The 25,701-nt window shown below is 67.5% G+C and carries 27 protein-coding genes; 15 read left to right on the top strand and 12 right to left on the bottom strand.

Annotated features, from left to right (window positions below; translation table 11 throughout):
- Positions 1–31 precede the first annotated feature (31 nt).
- The 3 genes from nadC to nadA are packed head-to-tail and all read right to left on the bottom strand — an operon-like array spanning position 32 to position 3,593.
- Positions 32–871 (bottom strand): carboxylating nicotinate-nucleotide diphosphorylase, encoded by an 840-nt coding sequence (nadC, locus tag VJ162_RS10440; RefSeq protein ID WP_324664079.1) that lies wholly within the window; start codon positions 869–871, stop codon positions 32–34.
- Positions 871–2,469 carry an L-aspartate oxidase gene (locus tag VJ162_RS10435; RefSeq protein WP_324664077.1) on the bottom strand — a complete coding sequence of 533 codons (1,599 nt, stop codon included), beginning with the start codon at positions 2,467–2,469 and terminating at the stop codon, positions 871–873. The genes nadC and VJ162_RS10435 overlap by 1 nt, the downstream gene beginning before the upstream one ends.
- Before the next feature lie 2 nt (positions 2,470–2,471).
- On the bottom strand, positions 2,472–3,593 hold the full coding sequence (gene nadA / locus VJ162_RS10430; RefSeq protein ID WP_324664076.1) for a quinolinate synthase NadA: 1,122 nt from the start codon (positions 3,591–3,593) through the stop codon (positions 2,472–2,474).
- 225 nt (positions 3,594–3,818) lie between these two features.
- Between nadA and hmgA the strand changes: the two genes are divergently transcribed.
- From hmgA to VJ162_RS10390, 8 genes are all read left to right on the top strand, one after another.
- Positions 3,819–5,036, top strand: a complete 1,218-nt coding sequence (gene hmgA, locus VJ162_RS10425; RefSeq protein WP_324664075.1) for a hydroxymethylglutaryl-CoA reductase (NADPH) — start codon at positions 3,819–3,821, stop codon at positions 5,034–5,036.
- Between the two features lie 64 nt (positions 5,037–5,100).
- Entirely contained in the window at positions 5,101–5,589 is a 489-nt protein-coding gene (locus VJ162_RS10420) for an Lrp/AsnC family transcriptional regulator (protein ID WP_324664074.1), read from the top strand.
- A gap of 153 nt (positions 5,590–5,742) precedes the next feature.
- A complete protein-coding gene (locus VJ162_RS10415; RefSeq protein WP_324664072.1) occupies positions 5,743–6,210 on the top strand; it encodes an NAD-binding protein in 468 nt (155 codons plus the stop codon).
- Positions 6,207–8,381, top strand: a complete 2,175-nt coding sequence (locus tag VJ162_RS10410) for a universal stress protein (protein ID WP_324664070.1) — start codon at positions 6,207–6,209, stop codon at positions 8,379–8,381. Before VJ162_RS10415 ends, VJ162_RS10410 begins: the two co-directional genes overlap by 4 nt.
- Before the next feature lie 41 nt (positions 8,382–8,422).
- Positions 8,423–8,935, top strand: coding sequence for a gamma carbonic anhydrase family protein (locus VJ162_RS10405; protein ID WP_324664068.1), 513 nt, complete (start codon positions 8,423–8,425; stop codon positions 8,933–8,935).
- Between the two features lie 154 nt (positions 8,936–9,089).
- Positions 9,090–9,317, top strand: a complete 228-nt coding sequence (locus VJ162_RS10400) for a DUF7557 family protein (RefSeq protein ID WP_324664066.1) — start codon at positions 9,090–9,092, stop codon at positions 9,315–9,317.
- Positions 9,314–9,721 carry a type II toxin-antitoxin system VapC family toxin gene (locus VJ162_RS10395; RefSeq protein ID WP_324664064.1) on the top strand — a complete coding sequence of 136 codons (408 nt, stop codon included), beginning with the start codon at positions 9,314–9,316 and terminating at the stop codon, positions 9,719–9,721. Before VJ162_RS10400 ends, VJ162_RS10395 begins: the two co-directional genes overlap by 4 nt.
- A 256-nt stretch (positions 9,722–9,977) precedes the next feature.
- Positions 9,978–11,894: an ICP22 family protein gene (locus tag VJ162_RS10390; RefSeq protein ID WP_324664062.1), complete on the top strand. Its 1,917-nt coding sequence runs from the start codon at positions 9,978–9,980 to the stop codon at positions 11,892–11,894.
- On the opposite strand, the gene VJ162_RS10385 is transcribed toward VJ162_RS10390, so the two are convergent.
- A complete protein-coding gene (locus VJ162_RS10385; protein WP_324664060.1) occupies positions 11,895–12,686 on the bottom strand; it encodes a hypothetical protein in 792 nt (263 codons plus the stop codon). It abuts the gene before it with no gap.
- Positions 12,687–12,716: 30 nt separating this feature from the next.
- Here VJ162_RS10385 and VJ162_RS10380 point away from each other — a divergent pair, with 30 nt between their 5' ends.
- Complete coding sequence (locus tag VJ162_RS10380) at positions 12,717–13,190, top strand: redoxin domain-containing protein (protein WP_324664058.1); 474 nt, start codon at positions 12,717–12,719, stop codon at positions 13,188–13,190.
- 28 nt (positions 13,191–13,218) lie between these two features.
- Here VJ162_RS10380 and VJ162_RS10375 read toward each other — a convergent pair whose 3' ends face one another.
- From VJ162_RS10375 to VJ162_RS10350, 6 genes are all read right to left on the bottom strand, one after another.
- Positions 13,219–13,869 carry a DUF7504 family protein gene (locus VJ162_RS10375; protein WP_324664057.1) on the bottom strand — a complete coding sequence of 217 codons (651 nt, stop codon included), beginning with the start codon at positions 13,867–13,869 and terminating at the stop codon, positions 13,219–13,221.
- Entirely contained in the window at positions 13,866–14,792 is a 927-nt protein-coding gene (locus VJ162_RS10370; RefSeq protein ID WP_324664055.1) for a GAF domain-containing protein, read from the bottom strand. The genes VJ162_RS10375 and VJ162_RS10370 overlap by 4 nt, the downstream gene beginning before the upstream one ends.
- Positions 14,793–14,937: 145 nt before the next feature.
- Complete coding sequence (locus tag VJ162_RS10365) at positions 14,938–15,966, bottom strand: dipeptide epimerase (RefSeq protein ID WP_324664053.1); 1,029 nt, start codon at positions 15,964–15,966, stop codon at positions 14,938–14,940.
- Positions 15,963–16,973 carry a DUF1611 domain-containing protein gene (locus VJ162_RS10360; RefSeq protein ID WP_324664052.1) on the bottom strand — a complete coding sequence of 337 codons (1,011 nt, stop codon included), beginning with the start codon at positions 16,971–16,973 and terminating at the stop codon, positions 15,963–15,965. Before VJ162_RS10360 ends, VJ162_RS10365 begins: the two co-directional genes overlap by 4 nt.
- A 43-nt stretch (positions 16,974–17,016) precedes the next feature.
- Positions 17,017–17,910 carry a Vms1/Ankzf1 family peptidyl-tRNA hydrolase gene (locus VJ162_RS10355; RefSeq protein ID WP_324664051.1) on the bottom strand — a complete coding sequence of 298 codons (894 nt, stop codon included), beginning with the start codon at positions 17,908–17,910 and terminating at the stop codon, positions 17,017–17,019.
- Between the two features lie 50 nt (positions 17,911–17,960).
- Entirely contained in the window at positions 17,961–18,320 is a 360-nt protein-coding gene (locus VJ162_RS10350) for a DUF5802 family protein (protein WP_324664049.1), read from the bottom strand.
- A gap of 272 nt (positions 18,321–18,592) precedes the next feature.
- Here VJ162_RS10350 and VJ162_RS10345 point away from each other — a divergent pair, with 272 nt between their 5' ends.
- From VJ162_RS10345 to VJ162_RS10330, 4 genes are all read left to right on the top strand, one after another.
- The gene (locus VJ162_RS10345) at positions 18,593–18,763 is read left to right on the top strand and encodes a hypothetical protein (protein ID WP_324664047.1); all 171 of its coding nucleotides are present in this window, start codon (positions 18,593–18,595) and stop codon (positions 18,761–18,763) included.
- A gap of 122 nt (positions 18,764–18,885) precedes the next feature.
- A complete protein-coding gene (locus tag VJ162_RS10340; RefSeq protein WP_324664045.1) occupies positions 18,886–19,521 on the top strand; it encodes a DUF1405 domain-containing protein in 636 nt (211 codons plus the stop codon).
- A 991-nt stretch (positions 19,522–20,512) separates the two neighbouring features.
- Positions 20,513–21,070: a hypothetical protein gene (locus tag VJ162_RS10335; protein WP_324664044.1), complete on the top strand. Its 558-nt coding sequence runs from the start codon at positions 20,513–20,515 to the stop codon at positions 21,068–21,070.
- Positions 21,071–21,113: 43 nt separating this feature from the next.
- Positions 21,114–21,761 (top strand): ArsR/SmtB family transcription factor, encoded by a 648-nt coding sequence (locus VJ162_RS10330; protein ID WP_324664043.1) that lies wholly within the window; start codon positions 21,114–21,116, stop codon positions 21,759–21,761.
- Here the strand turns inward: VJ162_RS10330 and VJ162_RS10325 are convergent.
- Positions 21,758–22,216, bottom strand: coding sequence for a hypothetical protein (locus tag VJ162_RS10325; RefSeq protein WP_324664042.1), 459 nt, complete (start codon positions 22,214–22,216; stop codon positions 21,758–21,760). The two genes, VJ162_RS10330 and VJ162_RS10325, sit on opposite strands and share 4 nt — an antisense overlap.
- Positions 22,217–22,350: 134 nt before the next feature.
- On the opposite strand from VJ162_RS10325, the gene gatD reads away from it, so the two are divergent.
- Both gatD and VJ162_RS10315 read left to right on the top strand, forming a co-directional pair.
- Positions 22,351–23,598 (top strand): Glu-tRNA(Gln) amidotransferase subunit GatD, encoded by a 1,248-nt coding sequence (gene gatD, locus VJ162_RS10320; RefSeq protein ID WP_324664041.1) that lies wholly within the window; start codon positions 22,351–22,353, stop codon positions 23,596–23,598.
- Positions 23,599–23,723: 125 nt separating this feature from the next.
- Positions 23,724–25,415, top strand: coding sequence for a sensor histidine kinase (locus VJ162_RS10315; protein WP_324664040.1), 1,692 nt, complete (start codon positions 23,724–23,726; stop codon positions 25,413–25,415).
- On the opposite strand, the gene VJ162_RS10310 is transcribed toward VJ162_RS10315, so the two are convergent.
- Positions 25,402–25,677 (bottom strand): ubiquitin-like small modifier protein 1, encoded by a 276-nt coding sequence (locus VJ162_RS10310; protein ID WP_324664039.1) that lies wholly within the window; start codon positions 25,675–25,677, stop codon positions 25,402–25,404. The two genes, VJ162_RS10315 and VJ162_RS10310, sit on opposite strands and share 14 nt — an antisense overlap.
- Positions 25,678–25,701: the final 24 nt, after the last annotated feature.

Raw genomic sequence — 25,701 nt, 5'->3', positions numbered from 1 at the left:
CCGGCTGAAAAGGCTTCCCGGCGTCCGGTGGCTACCCGGTCCGAAAGGACAGATCGAGCGTCGGCGCTGAGTGGGTTAGCGACCCCATCGAGACGATGTCGACGCCGGTCGCGGCGTAGTCCCGCACCGAGTCGACCGTGATACCGCCGCTGGCCTCGGTGAGCGTCTCGCCGCCGGCCCCGGTCACGAGTTCGACTGCCCGCCCGGTCTCGGCGGGGGTCATGTTGTCGAGCAGGACGATGTCCGCGCCCAGTTCGGCGGCTCTGGGGGCGTCCTCGACGGACTCGACCTCCACGTCGAGTTTCGTGGCGAAGGAGGTCCGCTCGCGGAAGTGGTCGATAGCGCCCGCCAGCCCCATCTCCGCGACGTGGTTGTCCTTGACCATCACCATATGCGAGAGGTCGAGCCGGTGGGTGTCCCCGCCGCCGGCCGCGACGGCGCGCTTCTCGACGCCCCGGAGCCCGGGGGTCGTCTTGCGGGTGCCGGCGACAGCGGTGTCATGGTCGCCGACGGCCTCGACGGCCGCCGCCGTCTCCGTGGCGATACCCGAGGCGTGGCCGACGACGTTGACGGCGACGCGCTCGCCACGCAGCACGTCGCGAGCGGGCCCCGCGACTTCGAGGACAGCGTCACCGGGTTCGATTCGGTCGCCATCGGCGAACTGCTCGGCGGTTCCACCGCCTCGCTTCGGGGTGCGCCGCACCTCACAGCCCAGATAGTCAAACACCGCTCGCGCGGCGTCCAGCCCGGCTATCGTCCCGGCCTCCTTGGCCACCAGCCGGCCCTCGGTGTCGCCGGGCACGTCGTTGGTCACGTCGTGGTGGCCCACGTCCTCCCGCAGCCACCGCTCGACATCGGCGTCGGTAATCATCAGTCCGCGGTGGGCTCCGGGGGGCTCCCGACGAGGTTGTGGGTCCCCACGGACTCGTCGTTCTCGCTGGCGTGTCGGGCCACGAGCAGCGCCGTCACGCTGGCGTTGCGGAGCTCGTACAGCGCCCGACTCGTGCGCGTACGAACGTATGCGTCAACCTCGCCTTTCAGCCGGCGCAGCGACGCCATCGCCCGGCCGAGCTCGTCGGGGTCCCGTTCCACGCCGAGCTGTTCGTCCATCACGCGGCGCAGCCGGTGCATCTTGTCGGCCGCGAACCGGTCGGGGAGGTCGGGGTCCCGTTCCAGCAGGTCCGGGGCCTCGATGGGTTGGACGGACTTGCCGGCAGCGTCCTCGCCGGCCCGGAGCCCCCAGACCAGCCCTTCCAGCAGGGAGGTCGAGGCCAGGCGGTTGGCGCCGTGGACGCCGGTCCGGGAACACTCCCCGACGGCGTAGAGCCTGTCGAGCGTGGTCCGGCCGCGGTCGTCGACCGCGACCCCGCCACAGAGGAAGTGTTCGGCCGGTGCGACCGGGATACCTCGCTCGTAGTCGATGCCGTGGTCCTCACACCGCTGTGCGAGTCCGGGGAACTCCCCGGCGAAATCGAGCGGCGAGACATCGAGTCGGACCTCTCCCGTCGCTTCGCGTTCGGCAGCCACCGCGCGGGCGACCACGTCCCGGGGCGCGAGCTCGGCGTCGTCGTGGTACGCCGGCATGAACCGCTCGCCACCGGGAGACTCCGTCTCCCGAGCCTCCGAGTCTCCCGACTTGGAGACGTCGCCGTTTCTGAGCAGGGCGCCCTCGCCGCGGACGGCCTCGCTGACGAGGAAGACACCGTCGTCCCCGGCTCCGTCGTGCGCTGTGGTTTCACCGCTTCGCTTCGAGGCCTGTCCGGCCTCGCCGGGAACTGCGACTGTCGGGTGGAACTGGACGTACTCCATGTCTTCCACGTCCGCGCCCGCCAGCGCGGCCATGGCGATACCGTCGCCGGTGGCCATGTCGGGGTTCGTCGTCCGCGGGTAGAGCTCGCCGATGCCGCCGGTGGCGAGGACGACGCTCCCGGCGTAGTGGGGCCGGACCTCGCCGTCGGATTCGAGCATCGCGCCGTGAACGCGGCCCTCGTGGCGAATCAGTTCCAGCGCGGCGGTGTCGTCCAGTATCTCGACGTCGCCGTGGTCGCCCAGATAGTTCAGGAACGGGACGTGGATGTGCCTGCCAGTCGCGGCGTCGACGTGGAGGATGCGGTCTTCAGTGTGAGCGGCCTCGCGGGCGAAGTCGAGGTCGGCGCCGTTCTGGTCAAATTCGACTTCTAAGGTATCCAGCAATACGTCCTCGACGGCGTCGTTGGCGTTCTCGACGAGCACGTCGACGGCCTCGGGGTCGGCGGTGCCGTCGCTCGCGGTCAGGATGTCCTGTTTGAACTGCTCGGGGTGGTCCCGGGAGACGGCGATGCCCCCCTGGGCCCACCAGGAGGAGGCACCCTCCGGGCGCGTCGCCTTGGTCGCGACGGTCACGTCACAGCCCTGACGAACTGCGCCCAGTGCGGCCGCCAGCCCGGCGATGCCGGAGCCGACGACGAGCACGTCGGACGTTTCACTCATGGTTATATCTCCAGCATGCGGTCGAGGGCGACCTGGGCCAGTTCCTTCTCCTCGGGGGCCACTTCGATGACGTTGCGCTCCCGTCCCTCGACGAGTTCCTCCAGCACCCACGCGAGGTAGTTCGGGTCGATCTGTCGCATCGCGTTGCAGTCCATGCAGGCGTCGCCACAGAGCGGGACGACGTTCACCTCGGGATGCCACCGCTGGAGGTGGTGGGTCAGATGTATCTCGGTGCCGATAGCCCACGTGTCGCCGGGGTCGGCCTCGGCGACCTTCTCACAGATGGTCGCCGTCGACCCGCTCACGTCGGCCGCCTCGACGACCTCGCGGCGGCACTCGGGGTGGACGATGACGTTGGCGTCGGGGTGCTCTTTTCGCACCTGGTCGATGTGGGCCTCGCGGAACCGCTCGTGGACCTGGCAGTAGCCCTCCCAGAGGATGACGTCGTTGTCGACGGCCTCGGCCGCGGTCGTCCCGTCGGGGTCCCACGGGTCCCAGTCGACGATTTCGTCTTCCAGCCCCAGGCGGTGGGCGGTGTTTTCACCCAGGTGCTTGTCCGGGAGAAAGAGGACCTTATCGCCCCGCTCGAAGGCGTACTCGAAGGCCTCGTGGGCGTTCGAGGACGTACAGACCAGCCCGCCCTGCTGGGCGCAGAAGGCCTTCAGGTCGGCGTAGCTGTTCATGTACGTGATGGGAACGATCTCCTCGTCGGTCGCCGCGGTGAGTTCGGCCCACGCGGTGTCGACCTGGAGTGCCTCGGCCATCCCGGCCATCGGGCAGGACGCCTCCATCGAGGGGAGGATGACACTTTGCGAGTCGTCCGTGATGATGTCGGCGGACTCGGCCATGAACGTCACCCCGCCGAAGATGACGTAGTCGGCGTCGGCGGCGGCGGCCTCCTTCGACAGCTGGTAGGAGTCCCCGATGAAGTCCGCGTGTTCGACGATCTCGCGGCGCTGGTAGTTGTGGCCCAGAACGACCACGTCGTCGCCCAGTTCTTCGAGCGCCGCTTCGATGCGCTCGGTCCGTTCGTCCGCCCCCAGCTCCCGGTAGGCCGGTGGGAGCTGTTCGAGGTTGTCGTATTTGAAGAGACTGAGGTCGGTTTCGAACCCAGCCGTTTCCATTTCGGGCAATTGTGTCCCTCCTATGGGTAACTATTCGTTCAGTTCTCGCTATTGAAAAAATTTTGCCTTCAATATGCGACGATGGGGAGATTCGTGGGTCAGTGATGGGTTTTGTTAAGATATGGTGTGTGTTGCCGTGGGACATGGGCTCCGGCGACGGGACACACAGCCGCCCGCCTGAGCGCCAAGAGCAACTGTTAGGGGGCCGGCCCGCAACCGACCTGTATGACCGACACCGACGCCGCGACCCTCGCCGAGCGGGTCCGCGAGGGGGAACTGCGCCTCTATGAACTCGAAGACCACGCCGACGCGGAGACGGCCGCCGCCGCCCGTCGTCACCTCCTGCGGGAAGAAGTTGGTGCCGACCTCGACACGGTCGGCGACTACGCCTTCGACGCGGCCGACGCCGAGCCCAACATCGAGAACATGGTCGGCGCCGCCCAGATTCCGATGGGCGTCGTCGGGCCCCTCCCCGTCGACGGCGGCGCGGCCGAGGGCGACCACTACCTCCCGCTGGCGACGACGGAGGGCGCCCTGCTCGCCTCCGTCAACCGCGGGGTCTCGACGATTCGCCACGCCGGCGGGGCGACCGCACGGGTGCTCAAAAACGGAATGACGCGCGCGCCGGTCTTCCGGGTCGAGGACGTGGCCGAGGCCGGCGAGGTGTCCGCGTGGGTCCGCGAACACGTCGACGAGCTGGCCGAGGCCGCCGAGTCGACGACGAGCCACGGCGAACTGCAGGACGTGACACCCTACGTCGTCGGCGACAGCGTCTTCCTGCGATTCGCCTACGACACCAAGGACGCGATGGGGATGAACATGGCCACCATCGCCACCGAGGCGGCCTGCGAAGTCGTCGAGGCCGAGACGCCGGCGGATCTGGTCGCCCTCTCCGGGAATCTCTGTTCCGATAAGAAGCCCGCGGCCATCAACGCCGTCGAGGGCCGCGGCCGCACGGTCTCGGCGGACGTGTTGATTCCCCACGAGCAGGTCGAGGAGCGCCTGGACACGACGACGGCGGCCATCGCGGAGGCAAACACCCGGAAGAACCTGGTCGGCTCGGCGAAGGCGGGCGCGCTGGGCTTTAACGCCCACGCGGCCAACGTCGTCGCCGCCGCCTTCCTCGCGCTGGGCCAGGACGCAGCCCAGGTCGTCGAGGGCTCGAACACCATCACGACCGTCGACGCCCGGGAAGAGGGGCTCTACGCCTCTGTCACGCTGGCGTCGCTGGAAGTTGGGACCGTCGGCGGCGGCACCTCGCTGCCGACCCAGTCCGAAGCCCTGGACGTGCTGGGGTATGCCGGCGGGGGCGACCCGGCCGGGAGCAACGCCGACGCGCTCGCGGAGGTCATCGCCGCCGGCGTCCTCGCGGGGGAGCTCTCCTTGCTGGCGGCGCTGTCCTCGCGGCATCTCTCCTCGGCACACGCCGAACTCGGGCGGTAAGCCGCCGGGAGCGAGTCCCGCTCGAATCACGAACTTTTGTGTCAACGCCCCGTAAACGGAGGGCATGGCCGATTCGGAGTACCCGATAGACGATCTCGACCGACAGATTATCCACGCGCTCCAGGGTGACGCCCGCCACACGTCAGCCAGCGAAATCGCCGAGTCCCTGGATGTCTCGGCCCGCACTGTTCGCAACCGAATCAGCAAGCTGGAGGAGGCCGATGTCATCCGTGGGTACGACGTGGACGTGGACTACGAGGCCGCGGGGTACCAGCTCCACACGCTCATCGTCTGTACGGCGCCGATTCACGAGCGCGAGGAGATAGCCAAGCGGGCGCTCGACGTGGACGGCGTCGTCGCCATTCAGGAAGTGATGACCGGCGCCGACAACGTCCACGTCGAGGTCGTCGGCGTCGACGGCAACGACCTCAGCCGTATCGGTCGCGACCTGAACGACATCGGACTCGAAGTCGTCGACGAGGACCTCATCCGCAACGAGTACACGCGCCCGTTCTCCCAGTTCAGTCCGGAAACCGTTAGCGATGATAAATGAGGATATAGTTCCGACAGTTGTATATATAGTTCCTTAATTTCCGAATCAGGATTCAAAACCAACTCCTTATCAGATTCCGGAATATATTGGCGGGTAGTACCCGGGCGGTACGACGGCGTCCAGCCGTCCCGCGACCGCCGGCGATCACAGCACATGACGCTCCGAACCCGTCTGGAAGACACGCTCGACCGCTCCCCGGCAGCGCCGTCGTTGCTCGTCGTCAGCGATAGCCACGTCGGCTCCACGCTCGCGACCGAGTTCGCCGCCACGGCCGACACCAGTCTCGTCGCCGACAGCGAACGCGTCGCGGCACGGACGCCCGACAGCGTCCGGACGATAGCCGGCGACGTGACGGACCGCGACACGCTCGCGGCCGCCGCCGTCGACGGGGCTGTCGCGGTGGTCGCCCTGCGACGTGACCGGCGAGCGCTGCTGGTGGCGCAGCTACTGTGGACACACGCCGACATCCGTGACTGTATCCTGTTGCTCAACGACCCCCAGCGCCACGACGCGGTCGCGGATGTCTCGACCGCCGTCGTCTGCGGGTCGAGCTGTCTCTCCTCGGCGCTCGGTGACGCGGTCGAACAGACGCTTTCGGAACACACCGAACCCCATTCATGACGAAAGACCTCGAACGAGACCTCGGCCTCCCCTCCGTCCTGGCTATCAGTATCGGCGCGATGATCGGCAGCGGCATCTTCATCCTCCCGGCGCTGGCGCTGGAGATCGCCGGGCCGGCGGTCATTGTGGCCTACGCGCTTGCCGGCTTGCTCGTGGTGCCCGCCGCCCTCTCGAAATCGGAGATGGCGACCGCGATGCCCGAAGCCGGCGGGACCTACATCTACATCGAACGCGGAATGGGACCGCTGCTTGGCACCATCGCCGGCGTCGGGACGTGGTTTTCGCTGTCGTTCAAGGGCGCGCTCGCCCTGGTCGGCGGCGTCCCCTACCTCCTCTTGCTCTTTGACCTCCCGCTGAAACCGGTCGCGCTGGCGCTTGCCGGAGTGCTCATCCTCATCAACATCGTCGGGGCCAAACAGACGGGCCGGCTTCAGGTGGGCATCGTCGTCGTGATGCTCGCGGCGCTTGGCTGGTTCGCCGCCGGCAGCGCCCCGAGCGTGCAGTCGGCCAACTACGCGAACTTCTTCGCCGACGGCATCGGCGGCCTGCTGGCGGCCACCGGGCTCGTGTTCGTCTCGTATGCCGGCGTCACCAAAGTCGCAAGCGTCGCCGAGGAGGTCGAAGACCCGGGCAAGAACATCCCGCTCGGAATCCTGGGGTCGCTCGTGTTCACGACGCTGCTGTACGTCGGTATCGTGGCCGTACTCGTCGGCGTGACCGACGCCGGTACCGTCGCGGGTTCGCTGACACCCGTCGCCGACGCCGCCGAGGTGACGATGGGTCAGGCCGGCGTCATCGCCGTCATCCTCGCGGCCATTCTCGCCCTGATATCGACGGCCAACGCGGGCATCCTCTCGTCGTCGCGCTACCCCTTCGCGATGAGCCGCGACCAGCTCGCGCCGCCGTCGCTGTCGGAAGTCAGCGAGCGGTTCGGCACGCCGCTGAACTCCATCACGCTGACCGGCGCGGTGTTGCTGGTGCTTATCGCCTTCGTCCCGATACTGGATATCGCGAAACTCGCCAGCGCGTTCCAGATTATCGTGTTCGCGCTCATCAACGTCGCCGTCGTCGCCTTCCGCGAGGGGTCGGCGGAGTACGAGCCGGAGTTCACCTCGCCGCTGTACCCGTGGATGCAGATATTCGGGGCGATAACCGGGTTCCTGTTGCTGACCCAGATGGGGACCGTCGCGCTGCAGGGGGCGGTCGTCATCACCGTCGGCAGCGTCGTCTGGTACTTCGCTTACGTCCGAAAGCGGGTCAACCGGGAGGGCGCGGCGACCGACGCCATCCGCCGGCAGGTCGGCCGCGAGGCGCTCACCGACGTCGAGTCCGAGATAGCACGGGACGCAAACGAGGTCCTCGTCGCCCTGACGAAAAGCGACGGGAGCGCGCGCGAACGGGCCCTTATCGCCCTCGCGGCGGACCTGGTCCGGTCCGACGACGGTCGCGTCGTCGCCGTCCGGTTCGAGGAGGTCCCCGACCAGGTGCCACTGACCGACGACATGACGACCCAGTCGGAGGCCGACCTCTCCTTCGAGACGCGGACCGAGGCGCTGTCCGACGAGCTCGGCGTCGACGTGGAGGCCGACGAGATCGTCAGCCACGACACCAAACACGCCATCGTCAACTTCGCCGAGGCCCGGGGCGTCGACACCATCGTGGCCGAACACGAACCGCTCCGGCTCCGCTCGCGGCTGGGCGGCGACCCCATCGACTGGGTTGTCAGACACGCCACCTGTGACGTGTTGCTCGTGGACAACCTCGGCTACGACGAACCGGAACACATCGCGCTTTCGGGCGATGGCGGCCCGTATCCGCCGCTGGCCGTGAAAGTCGCCGGCGCCATCGCCGAGGCCAACGACGGCAACATCTCGATGTGGCATCCCGGAAACGGCTCCGACGAGCAACAGCAAACTATCGACGACTATCAGGCCGAACTGTCGTCGATGCTTTCGGTCCCGGTGCAGTCGACGGCGTTCCGGACCGACGGCGGGGCTCCGCCCCGACCGGACCTGCTGGTGCGCCGCGGGGCCGACGACCGCGTCCGCAACGCGGTGCTGGACGACGGCCCGACCGTCCCGAACCCCGGCTGTACGACTATCACAGTCTACCCCCACGAGTCGCGCCGCCCGCCGCTCGCCCGGCGGCTGCTCGAACGTGTCACGTTCTAGACGACCGGTATCTTTTCGGGTGCGCCACTCCCGATAGACGTATGGACAGCCGCGAGTACGAATTCGAGGGAGCCACGCCCGACATCCACGGATACGCACACGTCAGCCGGGAGGCGACTGTCGTCGGCGACGTGCACATCGGCCCGAACGCCAACGTCTGGCCGGGGGCGGTGCTCCGGGGTGATGTCGGCGCTGTCGAGGTCGGCCGCGAGTCGGCTATCGGCGACGGCGCCGTCCTCCACGTCTCGACCGTCGGTGAGAAGGTGATGGTCGGCCACGGCGCCGTGTTGAACGACGCCGAGGTGCGAGACGGCGCCCTGGTGGGGTTCAACTCCACTGTCAGTGACGCCGTCATCGGCCAGGGCTCCATCGTCGCCATGGGTACCGTCGTCCCGCCGGGCTACGAGGTCCCAGCCGAGTCGTTCGTCCGGGGCAGCCCGGCACAGGTTACACCGCTCTCGGAGACGACTATCGACCCCGACGAGGTGTTCGAGGCCTTCTCGTCGGGCGACTACGCGAATCTGGCGGCGCGACACGAGGACCTGTTTGAATAGACACACCGGGCACGCGTGCCTAGCGATTCAAAAATGGCACTGCCAGCTTAGTCAATAGGGGCGATATACCGGCCGAATCAAGGTTTGGGGACAGGTCGTCACTGCGTATTCTGGCGGCGAAATCACTAACCTACTCGAATACGTTGTATTCGACATGAGCTCGTCAATCCGAATTTCGGATGAAACGAAAGCGAAGCTAGAAGCGGTGAAGCGTGAAGACGAAACGTTCGACGAGTTACTGGACCGGCTCGCAATCACTCGGACCGAGGAAGACGTCCGTGACATGGCTGGATTCGCTGAGGAGGGACTCGAGGAACACATGGAACAGAAACGTGAGGACCTCAACGACTCGTTTGAGGCCCGGACAACGGGCGCGGAATGATCCTCCTCGACAACAACATCATCCGAAAGTACGCCCGCCCGGACCCGGATGAAGCTGTTCTCAACTATCTGTCCGACCATCGAACTGAACCGTGGGGTATCTCAGCAATCGTCCTCTTCGAGTTTCTGTCCTACTACGACACGGAGTCAAAACAGCGCACGCGGCGAAGCCAGCTGACACAGGCTGTCGACGACGTGATCAGCTTCGACGGTGATACTGCTGCTGAGGCGGCCAGCATGGAGACCTCGCTCGAAGCTGCCGGTGTCTCGCTCGACGGTGTCGATTTGCTCATAGCCGCGACAGCGCGCCAACACCAAGCGACGCTCGTGACTGCCGATAAGAACGATTTCGACAAGACGCCGTTACACGAACTCATGGATGTTGACATCGTCAATACTTCCTAACGCTACTGTTTCGCACCAAAGCTTTCGAGCCATCCGCTCACTACGAGGACAGACCGAGCGGTTGATTCAGCCAGCAATACCCAAACGAAACAACGTGCAGTACTGACTATATTTAGCACGACCGGGAAACATGTTCGAGGGTCCCGGCGGAGTCACCAGCCAGACAGTCCCTCTCTGCTCCCGACTCTCGTACCGTGCCCCGAAAACCCGTCACTGGACGGGGCACTTATAATGCAAGAGCCGCCACAGTTGCTCCATGGACGATATCGTCGACCTGGTGCGCCGTTCGCTGGCCGACGCGACCTACGGGGAGTTCACCGACCGGGTCGACGCGCAGGCCGAGGAGCTTCGCCGGGCCATCGCCGCCGGCGAGTTCGACAACGAGGCCTTCTCGGTCGGCCTGGAGGTCGAGTTGTACGCGATAAACAGCGTGCCGGAGCCGCCTGAGCCCGGCGAGGAAGACGACGCCGAGGACGCCACCGAACAGGACGAGAGCGCCCTTGACGACGACCTCTCGGGCGGTGGCGGCGGGTCGTCGTGGGACGGCTCGCTGGAGCCACAGTCGGCGTCCGGTGGGAGCGGCGCCTCCCTGGAGCCGGACAACGAGACGCCGCCGCCCGACAAACTCGACGGCGCCGAGACTGCGGGTGAAACGGGCGACGGCGACGACTTCGGTCCCGGCGAGGGGCCCTCGCTGGACGTCGACCCGGACAGCCCGCTCGCGCCCGACGACCCCGAGGACGCCGAACCCGACGAACCCGAGCCCGCCGTCGAGGCCGAAGCCGAGAGCGAGGGCGAGCCCTACATGGACCCGGAGGAGTGGGAGGGACGGCTCACCCGGCTCCCGGACGTGGTGTTCGAGGGCGAGGCCAACAAGGAACTGGGGCTGCACAATGCCGAGATAAACACGGCGCCAAACACCTTCGACGGCGCGGGAATGGAAGTCCAGACCACGGCCGTCGAGATGCACACCAAGCAGGCCCGCCAGCAGGCCGCGAAACACAACTGCGAGCTGGTGCTGGACGCGATGTGGACCATTCCGCCCGAGGAGGGCGGCGAGTCGTACCTCTCGGCCCACGAGGCCCGCGACGGCGTCGTCCTGGCCGACAACATGCGCCAGGCGCCCCGCTACGTCGCGCTGGACAACGAGGCGCTCCAGCACGCCGGTGGCTCCATCGACTTCTCGGTGCCCGGCTACGAGGGGTCCTTTCCCACCATCCTGTTTGAGTCCCTGGCCACGTCGATTCAGCCCCATCTCCAGATTCCCGACAGCGACGCGTTCCCGTCGTACTACAACGCCGCCATCCGCACCCTCGGCCCGCTGCTTGCGCTGTCGGTGAACTCGCCGTTCCTGCCCGCCGACTTCTACCCCGAGGACACCGACGGCGAGTGGCTCTGTGCCAACACCGACCACGAGCTGCGCATCGCGGCGTTCGAGCAGTCGGTCAACACGAGCGAGAACCCGAAGGTACGGGTCCCTCGCGATATCGACACCGTGGAAGACGTCGTCGACCGCGTCGTCGCCGACGACTGCTTCGGTCCGTTCCTCCGGGAGTGGCTCGACGACAGCGAGCGGGGGAGTCTCGAAGACCGCATCTGGGAGTTCGACCACAAGCGGGGCACCTACTGGCGGTGGCTCCGCTGTGTCATCGGCGGCACGCCGGTCGAGGGCGCCAGCGACGACCGCTCCCTGCGAATCGAGTACCGCCCGCTGCCGACCCAGCCCCACGTCAAGGACATGATCGGCCTGCAGGCGCTGACCGTCGGGCTCATCCGCGGGCTCGTCGTCGCCGACCACCCCGTGACGGAACTGCCGTGGCAGGAGGCCGAGCGGAGCTTCTATGCCGCCGCCGCCGACGGGCTGGACGCCGACCTCTCGTGGGTGACCGTCCACGGCGAGCGAACCGCCGACCACGGGGTCATCTTCGACGAGGTATTCCGATTCGCCCGCCTCGGGCTGGAGGAACAGGAGCTCCCCGATGCCCGCATCGACGAGTATCTCGACCCCATCGAGGACCGCTACGCCGCCGGGGAGACGCCGAGTTCCTGGAAGATAGACCGCGTGCGTGCGGGTCTCGACGACGGGCTCGAACTCGACGCGGCTATCGCCGAGATGCAACGGGCGTACTTCGAGCGGTCCCGAGAGCACCACGCCTTCGCGGAGTGGCTGTGACTACGTCGCCCGCTCGGTGAACCACTCCGGCATCGCCACGGTCCCCTCGCCGGTCCAGACCCGGAAGCGCAGCGTCCGGACGGTGCCGCCGGCGTAGCGCTCCCGGTGGTCCATCGCGCGGACGATACCGTTCCCGTCGACGTACAGCGTCGAGTCGGCCGCGACCACCGTCCGGGACCCGGGCCGCGAGATAGTCGAGTCGGTCGTGTTCGCCCGCAACACCGCCACTCTGGTCCCGTTGCGGGTGACCGTGTCCGTCCGGTTGTAGACGAGCCCGGCGACGTGGCGCTGGAGGACGAACCGGCCGGAGGCGCTGTCGACGTACGGGAGCTCCCAGCCCCCGGAGGTGACCCGGACAGTCCCGTTCGCGCGGCGCTCGTAGCGGCGGCCGTCGGCCACCACCGCCTCGTCGGTCGTGCCGGTCACACACCGGACGCGGGTCCGCCTTGCGTCGCGGTCGACCCACACGTCGGTCGTCGAGCGGTTCCCGTCGACCACCACGCGTCGGTGGAAGTCCCGGGTCGACAGCGCCGCCCGGTGGTCCGCGATAATGCGGCCCACTGCGGGCGTCCCGTCGGCGGTCTGTGGGAGCGAAAGCTCCGCGGCCGACGCCGTCGGGACGGGCGCCGGCGTGACCGCCGGGGTGTCGGACGGGGCGTCGCCGCCGAAGACGCCGCTACAGCCGGCCAGGACGACGACGGCGAGGACGACCGCTCGGCGCACGTCCGTGTTCTGGGCCCGCGAGACGAAGTAGCCCGCGGAAGCGGGCAGTTCGCGCCGACGGACGACCATTTATCCGGGACCCGTACTTACGAGAACTCGATGGTATCCACAGGCGATTCCGCACCCGATATCTCCGCGACGATTGCGAACGGAGAGGTAGAGGCGTTCGAACTGTCCGACCACCTGGGCGATGGCCCGGTCGTGCTCGCGTTCTTCCCCGGCGCGTTCACGCCGCCGTGTTCCAACGAGATGGTGGCGCTGCAGGAACACCTCGACGACTTCGAGGCCGCCGGCGCGACGATTCTGGGGGTCAGCGCCGACTCGGCGTTCTCGCAGAACGCCTTCCGCGAGGAACACGGGCTGGACTTTTCGCTGGTCAGTGACATGGGTCGCGACGCCATCGACGACTACGGCGTCCGGATCGATATCGAGGACCTCGGACTGCTCGGGGTCGCCAACCGATCGGTGTTCGTCCTCGACGACGACGGCGAGGTCACCTACAGCTGGGTCGCCGACGACCCGACCAACGAGCCGGACTACGAGGAGCTGCTCGAAGCCGCCGAGAGCGCCTGAAAAGCTCGCGCCACTTTTTTATGGGTCGCTAGAGGTCGATGTCGACCGCCTCTTGGCCGTCGAGCCCGTCGACGGTGAGCGTCGCCTGTCCGGGGCCGGTCTTTTCGACCTCGATGTGGGCCGCGAAGGATGTCTGGAGGCCGCTGACGGTGCTCGACATGTCGGCGCCGATGTCGGCGCTGGTGTCCAGCGCACAGACGCCGATACCGTCGCCCCGCCGGAGTTCGGTCAGGAAGTTCGAGTTGAGAAAGCGGTACAGCGACCGGGTGTCGTCGACCTCGCCCGCGATAGTCGAACAGAGCATGATACCCGAGCGGAACCGGTCCGAGTGTTGCTGGGCCGACGCGACGAGCGTCGAGAAGTCCATCCCCAGTCGGGTGAGGTCGCTGATGTCCTCGACGGACTGGATGTCGTCGCCGGCCGCAGGCCCCTCGCAGGTCAGCACCGAGGCCCGGTTGCCGGCCCCCGTCCGGGCGCTGTTCAGGTCCCGCTGGACGGCCCGGCCGCCGCTGCCCGTCGAGAGGACGATGGAGCGCTCGTCGTCGTCGGCCGCCACGAGCCGTGAGAAGACGGACTGCAGGGCGTCTGCGTCTTCGCCGGTCAGGAGCACACTGGTCCCGCTTTCGATGGGGTCGAGCGAGAGCGAATCGACGGCGAACCCGCCGGTCGCGAGGCTCATCGGCCCGCCTCCTCACCGCGGGCGTCGCGAAGCGACTTCCGCAGGTCCAGAATCTCCATGGCCGTCTCGGCGAAATCCTGCAGTTCGGCGCGCTCCTCGGCGTCGTAGTGTCGTTCCTCGAAGTCGATGGCACACACCTGACCGATGACCTGGCCGTCGGGGGCAGTCATGTTCGCCCCGGCATAGGAGACGATGCCGAGGTTCTCGAGCTGTTCGTTCTTGTTGAACCGGTTGTCGTCGGCGATATCCTCGATGACCATGACGTCTTCCTGGAGCATGCTGTGGGTACAGATCGTCTCCTCGCGGGTCATCGAACCGAAGTCACCGCCGTGACAGGCTAGGAAGCTCTCTTCGTCCTCCTCGATGAGCCCGATAAACGCGACACCGACGTCGAAGTGGCTCGCGATGAGGTCGGTGAGCCTCTCGAAGCTCTCCTTGATGGGCAACTCGTCGATGTCGTAGCCGGCGAGCGTGTCCAGGCGCTCCGCCTCGTCGTCGGGCCGGAGGAAGCCGACCTGTGCGCTGTGTTCGATGACGTCGGTCGTGACGAAGCCGAGTCGGTCGTGAGCGTCCGGGAGGTCCCGATTGAGGTACTCGACGATGGTCTCCTCGAAGGAGGCCGTATCGATGTCCTGTGGCGGTCGGGCCGTAAAGAGGACACTCGGCACTTGTGGGGCGTGTTCGCGTACAGCGCGGATGACGTCCATCCCGGTTCCGTCGGACAGCTCGTAGCTCGTGACCACACAGACGACCGATTCCTCCCGGAGCAGTTCGGTCGCGCCTTCGACGGTGGTCGCCTCGACGGCGCCGAGCGTGCCCTCGGCGTCGATGGCCGCGGTCACATCGTCGATTCGCTGTTCGTCGTCCACGCACAGCACCGTTCGTGAGAGGTCGCTCGCTTGCTCTGTTGTCGCTTTGGACATACGCTGCTCTTCGGAAACCGACGTATAGCTCTAGGCGACCGGTTATCAGACATGATTTGCCAAGCGTTCATATAAATAAGGTAGGTGCCAACGACGCACCCTTCAAGTGACAGTATCGGTCGGCGTTAGCCCCGTTTTACCCCCTTTAACGCCGGCGCGCACCTGTTCCCGCCGACACCCGTTGGAGGTCGAACCGGTCGCCGTCGATGGGCACCCCCTCGAAGGGGTCCGCCCCGAGCAAGAGCGCCCCGTCGAGGTCGGCGTAATCGACGAGCGGCGCGAGGTGGACGGCGGCGGCGAGCGAGGCGCTGGACTCGACCATACAGCCAAGCATCGTCGCGAGCCCGTGGGCGTCGGCCGCGTAGACGAGCCGTCGGGCCGCCCGCGGCCCGCCGCATTTCGTGAGTTTGGCGTTGACGACGTCACAGGCGTCCGCGAGGCGGGCCACGTCCGCCGCCGTCCGGCAGGCCTCGTCGGCACACACAGCCATCGTCGTCGCGTCGGTGACCCGTGCGAGCCCGTCTATCTCGTCGGCGGTGACGGGCTGTTCGAGCAACGTCCCGCCGCCGGCCTCCAGCCAGCCGGCCTTCTCTAGGGCCTCGTCGACGCTCCAGGCCGCGTTGGCGTCGATCCGCAACTCCGCGTCGGGGGCGGCCTCACGGACGGCTTCGAAGCGACCCCGGTCGTCGCCGCTGCCGAGTTTCACCTTCAGTATCGAGAAACCGGCTTCGACGGCCGCCCGCGCCTTCTCGGCCATCCGCTCGGGCGGGTCCAGACCGATCGTGTAGGTCGTCGGTGGCACCCCGTCGGGGTCCAGTCCCCACTGGCGGTACAGCGGGACGCCCAGCTTGCGGGCGGCGAGGTCGGCGACCGCGGTGCCGACGGCGCTGCGGGCCGCCGGCTGGTCGGGTGCCGCCTCGCGGAGCCGTCGCTCGATGCGCTGGCCGGCGTGGGGGCTCCCGACCTCTCCGACGGTATCGAGCAGGTCCGGGAGCGTCGCCGCGACCGTTTCCGCCGTCTCGCCGAAGTACGCCGACGGGGTGGCCGCGCCGTAGCCCGTGACTCCGTCGTGGGTAATCTCGACGACGACTGTCTCGCAGACCTCGCTGGTCCCGCGAGCGATACCGAAAGGCGTCGACAGCGGCAGGTCGTGGTGCTCGACGCGCCAGTTCATAGTATCGCGTCCAACACGTCGTCGGGAATCCCGTCCCGGACCGGGTCGGTCGCCGGCGCGCCGATAGCGTCGCCGTAGGCCGCCACGGCGTCGGCGGCCGCGTCGTCGTCCAGGGCCCGCGTGTTCAGCGCGCCGGCGGCGACGGAGGCGCCGGAAACCGGCGCGGCGACCCGCTCGTAGAGGTCGGCGTAGTCGGCGAGTGGCGGCAGTTCGAACGACTCGTAGCCGTGGACGACCTCGCGGCCGGCCTCGTGACACATGACCAGCGCGTCGGGCGCCGAGCCGTGGAGGATGCTCGTCGTCACGCCCGAGTACGCCGGATGGGCCAGCGCCCCCTGTCCCTCGACCACGACGAGGTCCATCCCGACTGGGGTCTCGACAAGCCGCTCGACCGCGCCGGCGGCGTAGTCCGAGATGACGCGGTCGACAACGATTCCCCATCCCTCGATGGCGACGCCGGTCTGGCCCGTCGGCACGACGGCGGCGTCGAGCCCCCGCTCGCGGGCGGCGTCGCGAAGTTCGTAGGCCGTTGTCATTTTCCCCGTCGAGCAGTCGGTGCCGACGGTGGTGACGACGGTCGCGTCGACCCCGCCGGCGGTCCCCTCGGCCACGGCGAGGTCCGCGGGCGGTTTTCGCAGGTCGACGAGTTCCCCGCCGTGGGCCTCGGCCAGCGCGGCGAACTCCTCGTCGTCGGCGAGGTAGTAGTGCAGACCCGAGAGAATGTCCGACCCCCGCTCCAGTGCCGCCCGGACGTCGGGCCGCCAGGACTCGTCGAACTCGCCGCCGATCGGCGCGATACCGATGACGAGGGCGTCGACGTCGGGGACAGCCTCCATCGAGGCGACGATAGGGGCGTCCTGTCCGTCCGGGATGTGGTCGGTGACCCGCGTGCCCGCGCTGGTCCGGTCCAGTACCGCCCGGACCTCGTGGTCGCCGTAGCGCAACAGCCCGACCGCCGTCTTGGCGCGGTCGGGGAACGACTCGTGGGCGAGGACGGCGACCTGCATACCGGACCGGTCGCGTGGCGAGCGCCTAAAGCTAGGGTCTCGCTCACGGCGCGACCAGCCGCACGGTCCACAGCGACCGCACGGCGTCGGCAAGCGCCGCTTCCGGGTCGCCAGTGGCGTCGACTGCCTTCGTCACCGTCGCCCGGTCGTCGAACCGATGGATGACCGACCCCTCCCCGACGACGTACAGCCGCTCGGGGTCGACCTCGTCGATGGCGGCCCGGCAGCGCTCGACGTGGGTCGCTATCTGCTGGTCGCGCAGGCGCTCGAACCGCGACTGGGAGAAGCCGCCCTTCGAGTGTTGGCTCTTGAGCTCGGAGTCAAAGCCGTGAAACGCCGTCCGCTCGCGGCCGTCGTACTCACCGAGCGCGAACAGGTCCGAGCGGACGAGTGCGACCGTATGGGTCCCGACGGGCTCGAACCACGACCGCTCGAACTGGACGCGCTCGTCCCAGCCGGCGAACGGTTCGGGCGCAACGGGCACCGAGAGACAGACCGACAGCAGCCCCGCGTCGTCGGTGACCGCCAGACACGGGGCGGCCCCGCTCACGGCCTCGGCGCGGTCGCCGAAGGCCTCGCGGACCGCGTCGGGCACGTCGTGCTCGTCGGCCACGTAGGCGGTGAACACGCCCTCCCGCTCGGTCTCGAACGACGCCAGCCGGTCGAGGACCTCGGCGACGCGCGCTCCGTGGAGGCGTTCGGCCTCGCGGTCCCCGGCGCCGCCGTCAGCCGACTGCAGCCGCTCGACGCGGTCTTCGAGCTCGGTGACGCGGTCCTCCAGCCGGTTGGCCCGCTCCTCGGCCCGCTGGCGGTCGGTGGCCGCGTCGGCGCGGCGCTCCTCCTCCGCTTCGAGCTGGCGTTCGAGGTGGCGGTTTGCCTCTTCGAGCTCGGCGACGCGCTCTTTCAGGGACGCCCGCCCCAGCAGCCGGTCAAGCATGGGTGCTACTGGCTCCGTCGACCGGCTTAAAAGTGGCTGCCGGCGTCGGGCTACACCGCGCTGTCCGGCACGGCGTCGCCCGTGTCCGCGACCGACAGCAACCGGGCCGCGTGGTCGGCCTTCGCGAGGAACACCTCGCACAGACTCGGTGGGTTCCGGACGTCGGCGGACTCCAGGACCGTCTCGGGAACAGCGAGGGTGTCGGCCGGCACCTCCTCGTCGCCTCGGACGGGGAAGTGGCGCCGACCCAGCTTCATCACAAGCGGCAGGTCTGTCCGTGTTACCCCTTCGTCGCCGTACAGCTGTTGATTCACTCGCTCGTGCTGGTCCCGACACATCGCGGCCCCGCCCTCGCGTGGCTCGACGTAGAGACGGCCGAGGTAGTAGCCGCGTGAGAACTGTTCGAACATCGGTACGCGTGAACGATGCGCATGCATATATAAAAGCCTTCGGCGAAATCCTCTTGTCGGCGGGCTATTCCAGCGATATCAGATCGACTGAAGTCGCTCCGGTTCCCGGCCGCAGGGCCCGGACTCTCGCGGTGATGCGGGCCGGCCGGACGCAAGCGAGCGGGCAGTTCGGCGTGCCTGGTTAAACGCCGGCCCGCCTTTTTATATTGGTATCATGAATGGTAATGGACGATACCGGAACATTTGAGTGAAAAAACGCCGCGATGGGGACCATGGAGAGTACCGAGCCCAGATATTCGGTCCCCGAGTCAGTCCTCGAACACTTGTGGGCCGCCCACGATACCGCAGGTGACGACGGCGCGCTGTATCACCTCCGCGAAGCGATACAGATAGCCGAGAGCGAGGTCGAGGCCGTCACCGAAATTGAGGAAGTCGTCGAGTAGCCTCGGCCGCGGTCGGACGCCTGTTCCGGCCGGGAACACGCGTCAGTTGGCGGCCGACGCGGCTGTCACGCTCACAACGAGCGGACCGACAGTGTTTCCGACCGTCGTATCGCAGTGGGTGTATGGACAAGCGGGGACCGCTCCCACGGACGTACGCGCGGTACTATCTGGAGAACGCGCCGAGCCTGGTGTGGCTGGTCGTCGCCAACGCCGTGGCCGTCCTCGTGGGGGTCCGCTACTACGTCGAGACCATGCCTGGCGTCTCGACGTTCCTCTGGCCGCTGTATGCCGACTCGCCGACCGCGCTCGCCCTGATGACGCTGTCGCTGGTGACGCTGTGGCCGTTCCTCGGTGACTCGCTGGACGACGTGCCGATGAACCGCCCCCTGGCCTATCTACACACCATCGCTCTGGTGTGGCTGGTGAAGATGGGCGTCTGGACGGTCGTCGCACTGAACCTCGGGTTCGACGTGTACTTCCCCGCGCTGTGGGCCTACTTCGGCATCATCGTCACGCACGTCGGGTTCGTCGCCGAGGGGGCGCTGGTCCCACACTACGCCCGGACGACTCGCGGGGCGCTGGCGACGGCGCTGGTTCTGGCGCTTGGCAACGACCTGTTGGACTACGGCTTTGGGTACTATCCGCCGCTGCGCTACGACCCCGGCCCCGCGCTTGTCGTCGCTACTGTGGCGCTGTCGGTCTGTTCGGTGGCGCTGGCGTCCCGCTGGTTACCCCGACTCGATGAGAACAGCGTATAAACGCTTTTGGACCAGCTTGGACGGTTTCACGGTCGAGTGAACGGCGCGAACGAACGACCCGCTTTTTATTTCGGGGCGGCCATATACCGGTAGATGACTCACCGGCACACGCTGTTTGTCGTGTTGGTCGCCCTCGCGCTCCTCGTCTCACCCACTATCTTGGCTCAGGAGACCGCGACGGCGACCCGGAACACGACCAACGAGAGCGGGGAGACCGCTGGCATGGGGGCGCAGGTGACAGCGTTCACCCAGTCGACGTCCACCGCGGTGAACGAATCCGTCGAGAACGGGATGTGGAAGGCGGGATTCAACCAGTCCAACGCCAGCGACAGGGCACGGCTCGTGCGGGACCGGACCGGGACGCTCGAACAGCGACTGGAGCGGCTCCGGCGCCAGAACGAGAGTCTGACAGAGCGATACGAGAACGGGCCGATTCGGGAGCCGGCCTACATCGCGCGACAGAGCAGCCTCAGCGCCCGTATCGACGCGTTGCGGACGGCGGTAAACGACACCGATGCGGCCGCGACCCGGGCCGGCGTGAACGATAGCCGGCTGGACCGGCTCCGGCAGAACGCGTCCAACCTGACGGGCCCGGAGGTTGCGGCCATCGCTCGCGGACTGGGCGGCGGGCCGCCCGACGCCCGGGGCCCTCCTGCGGACCGAGGCCCACCTGCGGACCGGGGCGAGCGCGGGCCGCCAGCGAACCGGACGGGAGATGACCAAGCCGGCGAGCGCGGGCCGCCAGCGAACCGGACTGGGGGTGACCAAGCCGGCGAGCGCGGGCCCCCAGCGAATCGGACTGGGGGTGACCAAGCCGGCGAGCGCGGGCCCCCAGCGAATCGGACTGGTGGCGGCGACCCACCGGGTGCGGACAATGCTCCGGACGGCAGACAATCGGGACCCTCGAACCCAGGTAACGGCAGTGATTCGGCGCGGGGCGGGAACGGCGGCGGGTCGAACGCTGGAAACGGTGGTTCGGGGACTGGGAACGGTGGCGACGGTTCTGATGCTGGGAACGGTGGCGGCGGTTCTGATACTGGGAACGGTGGTTCTGATACTGGGAACAGTGGCGGCGGTTCTGATGCTGGGAACGGTGGTTCTGATACTGGGAACAGTGGCGGCGGTTCGGATGCGGGAAACAGTGGCAGCGGTTCTGATGCCGGGAACGGTGGCAGCGGTTCTGATGCCGGGAACGGTGGCGGCGGTTCGGACGCTGGGAACAGTGGAAACGGTTCTGATGCTGGGAACGATGGCGGTTCGGATGCTGAAAACGGTGGTTCGGACGCTGGGAACAGTGGAAACGGTTCTGATGCTGGGAACGATGGCGGTTCGGATGCTGAAAACGGTGGTTCTGATGCCGGGAACAGTGGAAACGGTTCTGATGCTGGGAACGATGGCGGTTCGGATGCTGAAAACGGTGGTTCTGATGCCGGGAACAGTGGAAGCGGTTCTGATGCCGGGAACGGCGGTTCGGACGCCGGGAACGGTGGTTCGAACGCTGGAAACGGCAGCGGCGACGCGCCCGGTCGGTCCGGAAACTGACGAGTAGTTGAGGGTCAGCCTTTTTAACTACGACCCATTACGTCAGGTGAATGGACTCCGCCGAGTTGCTAGACCTGCTTGGAAACGCCAACCGACGGCGGATTCTGCGCCTGCTCGCACACAAGCCCTGTTACGTCACCGAGATAAGCGAGTACCTCGGTGTCAGCCCGAAAGCCGTCATCGACCACCTCAAAAAGCTAGAGGAGGCGGGGCTGGTAGACTCGCGTACCGACGACCAGCGGCGGAAGTACTTTTCCATCTCACGGAACCTCCGGCTTGAGGTTCGCGTCTCGCCCTACGAGTTCGGGACCAAGAGTGCGTATCCGGCCAGCAAGGGGATGGACATCTCCACGTGTCGGCACCTCTCCATCGAGGTCGAGGACCAGGACGGTGGCGACCTCCGGGACATGGCCCGACAGCTCGCCCGGCTCGAACAGCTGGAAAACGAGCTATCGCTGGCCCAGCGGTGGGTTCAGGGCCGAGTGACCGACGTCCGGGACCGGTTCGACGACGCCGTCGAGGACGGCGAGGGGCGGCTGTACGCGGAACTTGTGAGCGCGCTCACTCCCGGCCCGATGTCCGTCCAGTCGCTGGCCCGCGAGGTCGAGGCCCCGCCGGAACTCGTCGAGAAGGCACTCGGCCAGCTCGCCGAGGAGGATGTCGTCGAGCGGACCGACGACGGCTGGCAGCTGCGCTAGAGCTCGCGGGTCAGCCCGGCACGGAGGTCACGGCCGAAGTAGTGACCGACTAGGGACAGTACCAGCCCGACAGCAGCGGCAATGGCGAACAGCCGCGTCCCGTCCAGGCCGGCAAGCAGCTGCGGGAGCAACGAGGTGACGACCGACAGGCCGGCCAGCAGTCCGCCGGCGACGGCCGTCTCGACGTAGCGGCGCTCGCGGTCCAACAGCCCGTGGAGAAACGACCCGACCGGGATGCCCGCGAACGCGGTAAACGGAACCATCGGGATGAGGCTGCCAAGCGTCATCCCGCCGCCGATGGCGACAAAGGCCACCACCAGCGCCCGGACCGAGACGTAACTGCCGCCGGATTCCTCGGCCTCGTCGGTCAGCGAGCCGGTGTCGGTGACCGTCGACGCCGCCGAGTCGGCGTCCGCGTCCGAGTCGCGGGTGCGCTCCGCCGTTCGTTCGGCCATACGTCGTCCTCTGGGCGCTGGACGTATGTCAGTTATGGGCACGTCTGACGCGTGTCTGTCGCGAGGGGACGCCGGCAGCGGTCCGGCCGGGCCGAACGAGTGGGTTCAAGTCACGCCGGCCAGAACTGGCGGGCATGAACGCAGGCGACCGGGTCCGCGTCGACCGCGCGGACCAGCGCTACGAGGGCGTCTTGCTCCCCTCCAGTACGGACGACCACCTTGTGGTCAAGCTCGACGGGGGGTACAACGTGGGTATCGACCGCGACGCCGCGAGCGTCGACGTGCTCGAATCGGACGTTTACGACGTCGAGAGCGCCCAAGACGAGTCGGACAGCTCCGAGATCGAGTTCGACGACGACCTCCCGACGGTGTCGCTCATCTCGACCGGCGGGACCATCGCCTCGACCGTCGACTACCGCACCGGCGCGGTGACGGCGCAGTTCGACGCCGAGGACGTGCTCCGGGCGGTGCCGGACCTGGCGGGAATGGCAAACTACCGGGGACGGGTCGTCGCCAACATTCTCTCGGAGAACATGACGCCCGACGTGTGGCAGGAACTCGCACGCGCCGTTCGCGACGAGATCGAGGCCGGCGCGGACGGCGTCGTCGTCATGCACGGCACCGACACGATGCAGTTTTCGGCCTCGGCGATGGCCTTCATGCTCGATACGCCTGTCCCGATCGTCTTCACCGGCAGCCAGCGGTCGGCCGACCGCCCCTCCTCGGACAACGTCATGAACGCCGTCTCCGCGGTCGAGGCGGCCAAAAGCGACTGCGCGGAGGTGCTGGTCTGCATGCACGCCGAGGAGTCCGACGACCGCTGTGCACTCCACCGGGGCACCCGCGTCCGGAAGAACCACACCTCCCGCCGGGACGCCTTCGAGACGGTGGGCGCACAGCCGTTGGGAACCGTCGACTACGACACCGACGGCGAGAGTGCGGTGTCGTTCCGGCGGGAGTACGAGTCCCGCGGCAAGACGGAGCTGGCGCTGCAGGACGACCTCGCGACCGACGTCGAACTCATCAAGTTCACGCCGGGGATGGACACCGGACTGCTCGAAGCCGCGGCCGAGGGCAGCGACGGCCTCGTCATCGAAGGGACGGGGCTGGGCCACGTCAACACCGACTGGATATCGGTCATCGAGGACCTCGATATCCCGGTCGTGATGACTAGCCAGTGTCTCGAAGGCCGGGTGTGTGACCGGGTCTACGACACGGGCCGTGACCTGCTCGACGCGGGCGTCATCGAGGGCGAGGACATGCTGCCCGGCACCGCGAAGGTAAAGCTGATGTGGGCGCTCGCAAACAGCGAGGACGCCGCCGACACGATGGCCACGCCGCTGGCCGGCGAGATATCCCAGCGGTCGACGCCGTGGCTGTGAGGGCGCCGTAGCTCTCGCCGGGTCGACCGTGCGACATGGCGTCGCCAGTCAGCCGCCGCAGTCGTTATCAGTGCTTGTAATCCCCCCACAGTACTCAAATGTTTGAGCGACTAGTTACGGCATAGATGGCCCTGTTTGGCGTTTCGTCTGCGTTCCTCGCATACACGTTCACCTACGCGTTCGCCACGCTTGGCTGTGGCGTCGCCCTGGTTCGCGCTCGGCGGGTCACCGACCCGGACACCCGACGGGGACTGGTTGGGCTCCTGGCCGCCAGCGGCGGGTGGGCCGCCCTGGAACTGGCCTTTCTGGTCGCGCCGACGCCCGCGACGGCGTACGCGGCGTACACGCTCAGTCTCATCGTCGGGCTGACGACCGTCGGCGCCTGGCTCTACTTCTGTTCGGCCTACACCGGCCGCTCGTTTCATCGCGACCGGCTCTACCGGCGCCTCTCGGTCGCCGTCTATCTCGCCATCGTCGCGGTGAAACTGACGAACCCGATCCACGGGCTGTATTTCGACACCGCTTTCGTCACGACGCCGTTCCCGCATCTGACGATTGCCCACGACCTGTTCCACTGGCTCGTCTCCGGGCTCTCGTATGCGCTCGTTGCGGTCGGTTTCTTCATGCTGTACGAGATGTTCCTCGACGCGGACTTCGATACGAGACCGCTAGCAGCCCTCGTCGGCGTCACGGGGCTCCCGGTCGCGCTCGATGTCGTCGGCTTCGCCAGCGACTACCTCATCGACATCAACTACGAACCCATCGGGGTCGCCGTGTTCGCGGTCGGGACTCTCTATGTGTTCCAGTCGGAGTTTCTGGCCGTCCAACTCACCGACGGCGTCGACGACCCCGTTATCTACCTGGACGGTGACGTGATACGCCAGTACAACGGCATGGCCGAACGGCTCTTCCCGGCCCTGTCTGGCTCAGTCGGCGAGTCGTTCGCGTCGGTCGCCCCCGACGCCGCCGCAGCGCTCGATACCGACACGCAGATACTCGAACGGTCCCGGGACGGGGCGCCGGCGTACTATCTCGTTAGCGACACCACGTTCGCGCTCGGCCAGGCCGACATCGGTCGACTCGTCGTCTTCACCGAGGTGACCGAGACCGAGACCCAGCGCCGGGAGCTACGGCGACAGAACGAGCAACTCGAAGGGTTCGCCGCCGCCGTCAGACACGAGTTGCTCAACACGCTGCAGGTCCTCGGAGCGAGGGTCGATATCGCCGGCGAGGCGCTTGACGACGGCGACCTGACCGCGGCCAGGGACTCGCTGCAAACCGCCTCGTCGACGACGGACCGAATGGCGTCGGTCGTCGACGACCTCGCGACCCTCGCGAGACACGGCCAGACAGTCGAGTCGGCGGAGACGGAGCGGGTACCCCTCGCCGATATCGCCGGCGAGGCGTGGGAGCGAGCCGACTCCGGCGCGATGACACTCGCTGTCGACGGCGCCGCCACCCTCGTCGCCGACCCGGAGCGACTTCGGTCGCTGTTCGTCGACGCGTTCGATTTCGCGGCACACAACGGTGCCACGACGGTGACCGTCCGACCGGCCGACGACGGGTTCACTGTCACCGACGACGGGGCCCCGGTCGGCGACACCGATCCGGACGAATTCTTCGAGTACGGCAGTGCCATCCCCGACGCCGAGGCCGGACTGGACCTGCCGAACGTCCGGATGCTCGCCGAGACTCACGGCTGGGACGTGACACTCGATACGGCGTACCGAGACGGTATCAGAATCGTCGTCGGCGCGGTTGCGACGCTACAGACTGCTGACGACGCTGCTGCCGAATCGGCTGTCAGCCGCCGCTGACTGGCGGGAAGAGCGCGAGTTCTGTGTCGGCCGCCACCTCAGTTGCGAGCCCCTCCCGCTCGGTGAAGGCGTCCTCGCCGTCGACCAGCAGGTGGATGTGGTCGGCTAGGTCGCCGTCCTCGAACAGCTCCGCGCGCAGCGCCGGCTCGGCTTCGACCAGCGCGGCGAGGGCTGCCTCGACGGTCCCGGGGGTCTCGACATCGACGCTGACCGTCTCGGCGCCGGCCGCGTCGCGGAGGTGTGCAAACAGCTTCCACTCCATACGGGACCCCGGAGAGCGCTCGAC

It is taken from the genome of Haloarcula sediminis (assembly GCF_035656455.1).
Classification (GTDB): Archaea; Halobacteriota; Halobacteria; order Halobacteriales; family Haloarculaceae; genus Haloarcula; species Haloarcula sediminis.
Note: the sequence above shows the minus strand (reverse complement) of the source record. Positions and strands in the feature narration are given on the sequence as shown.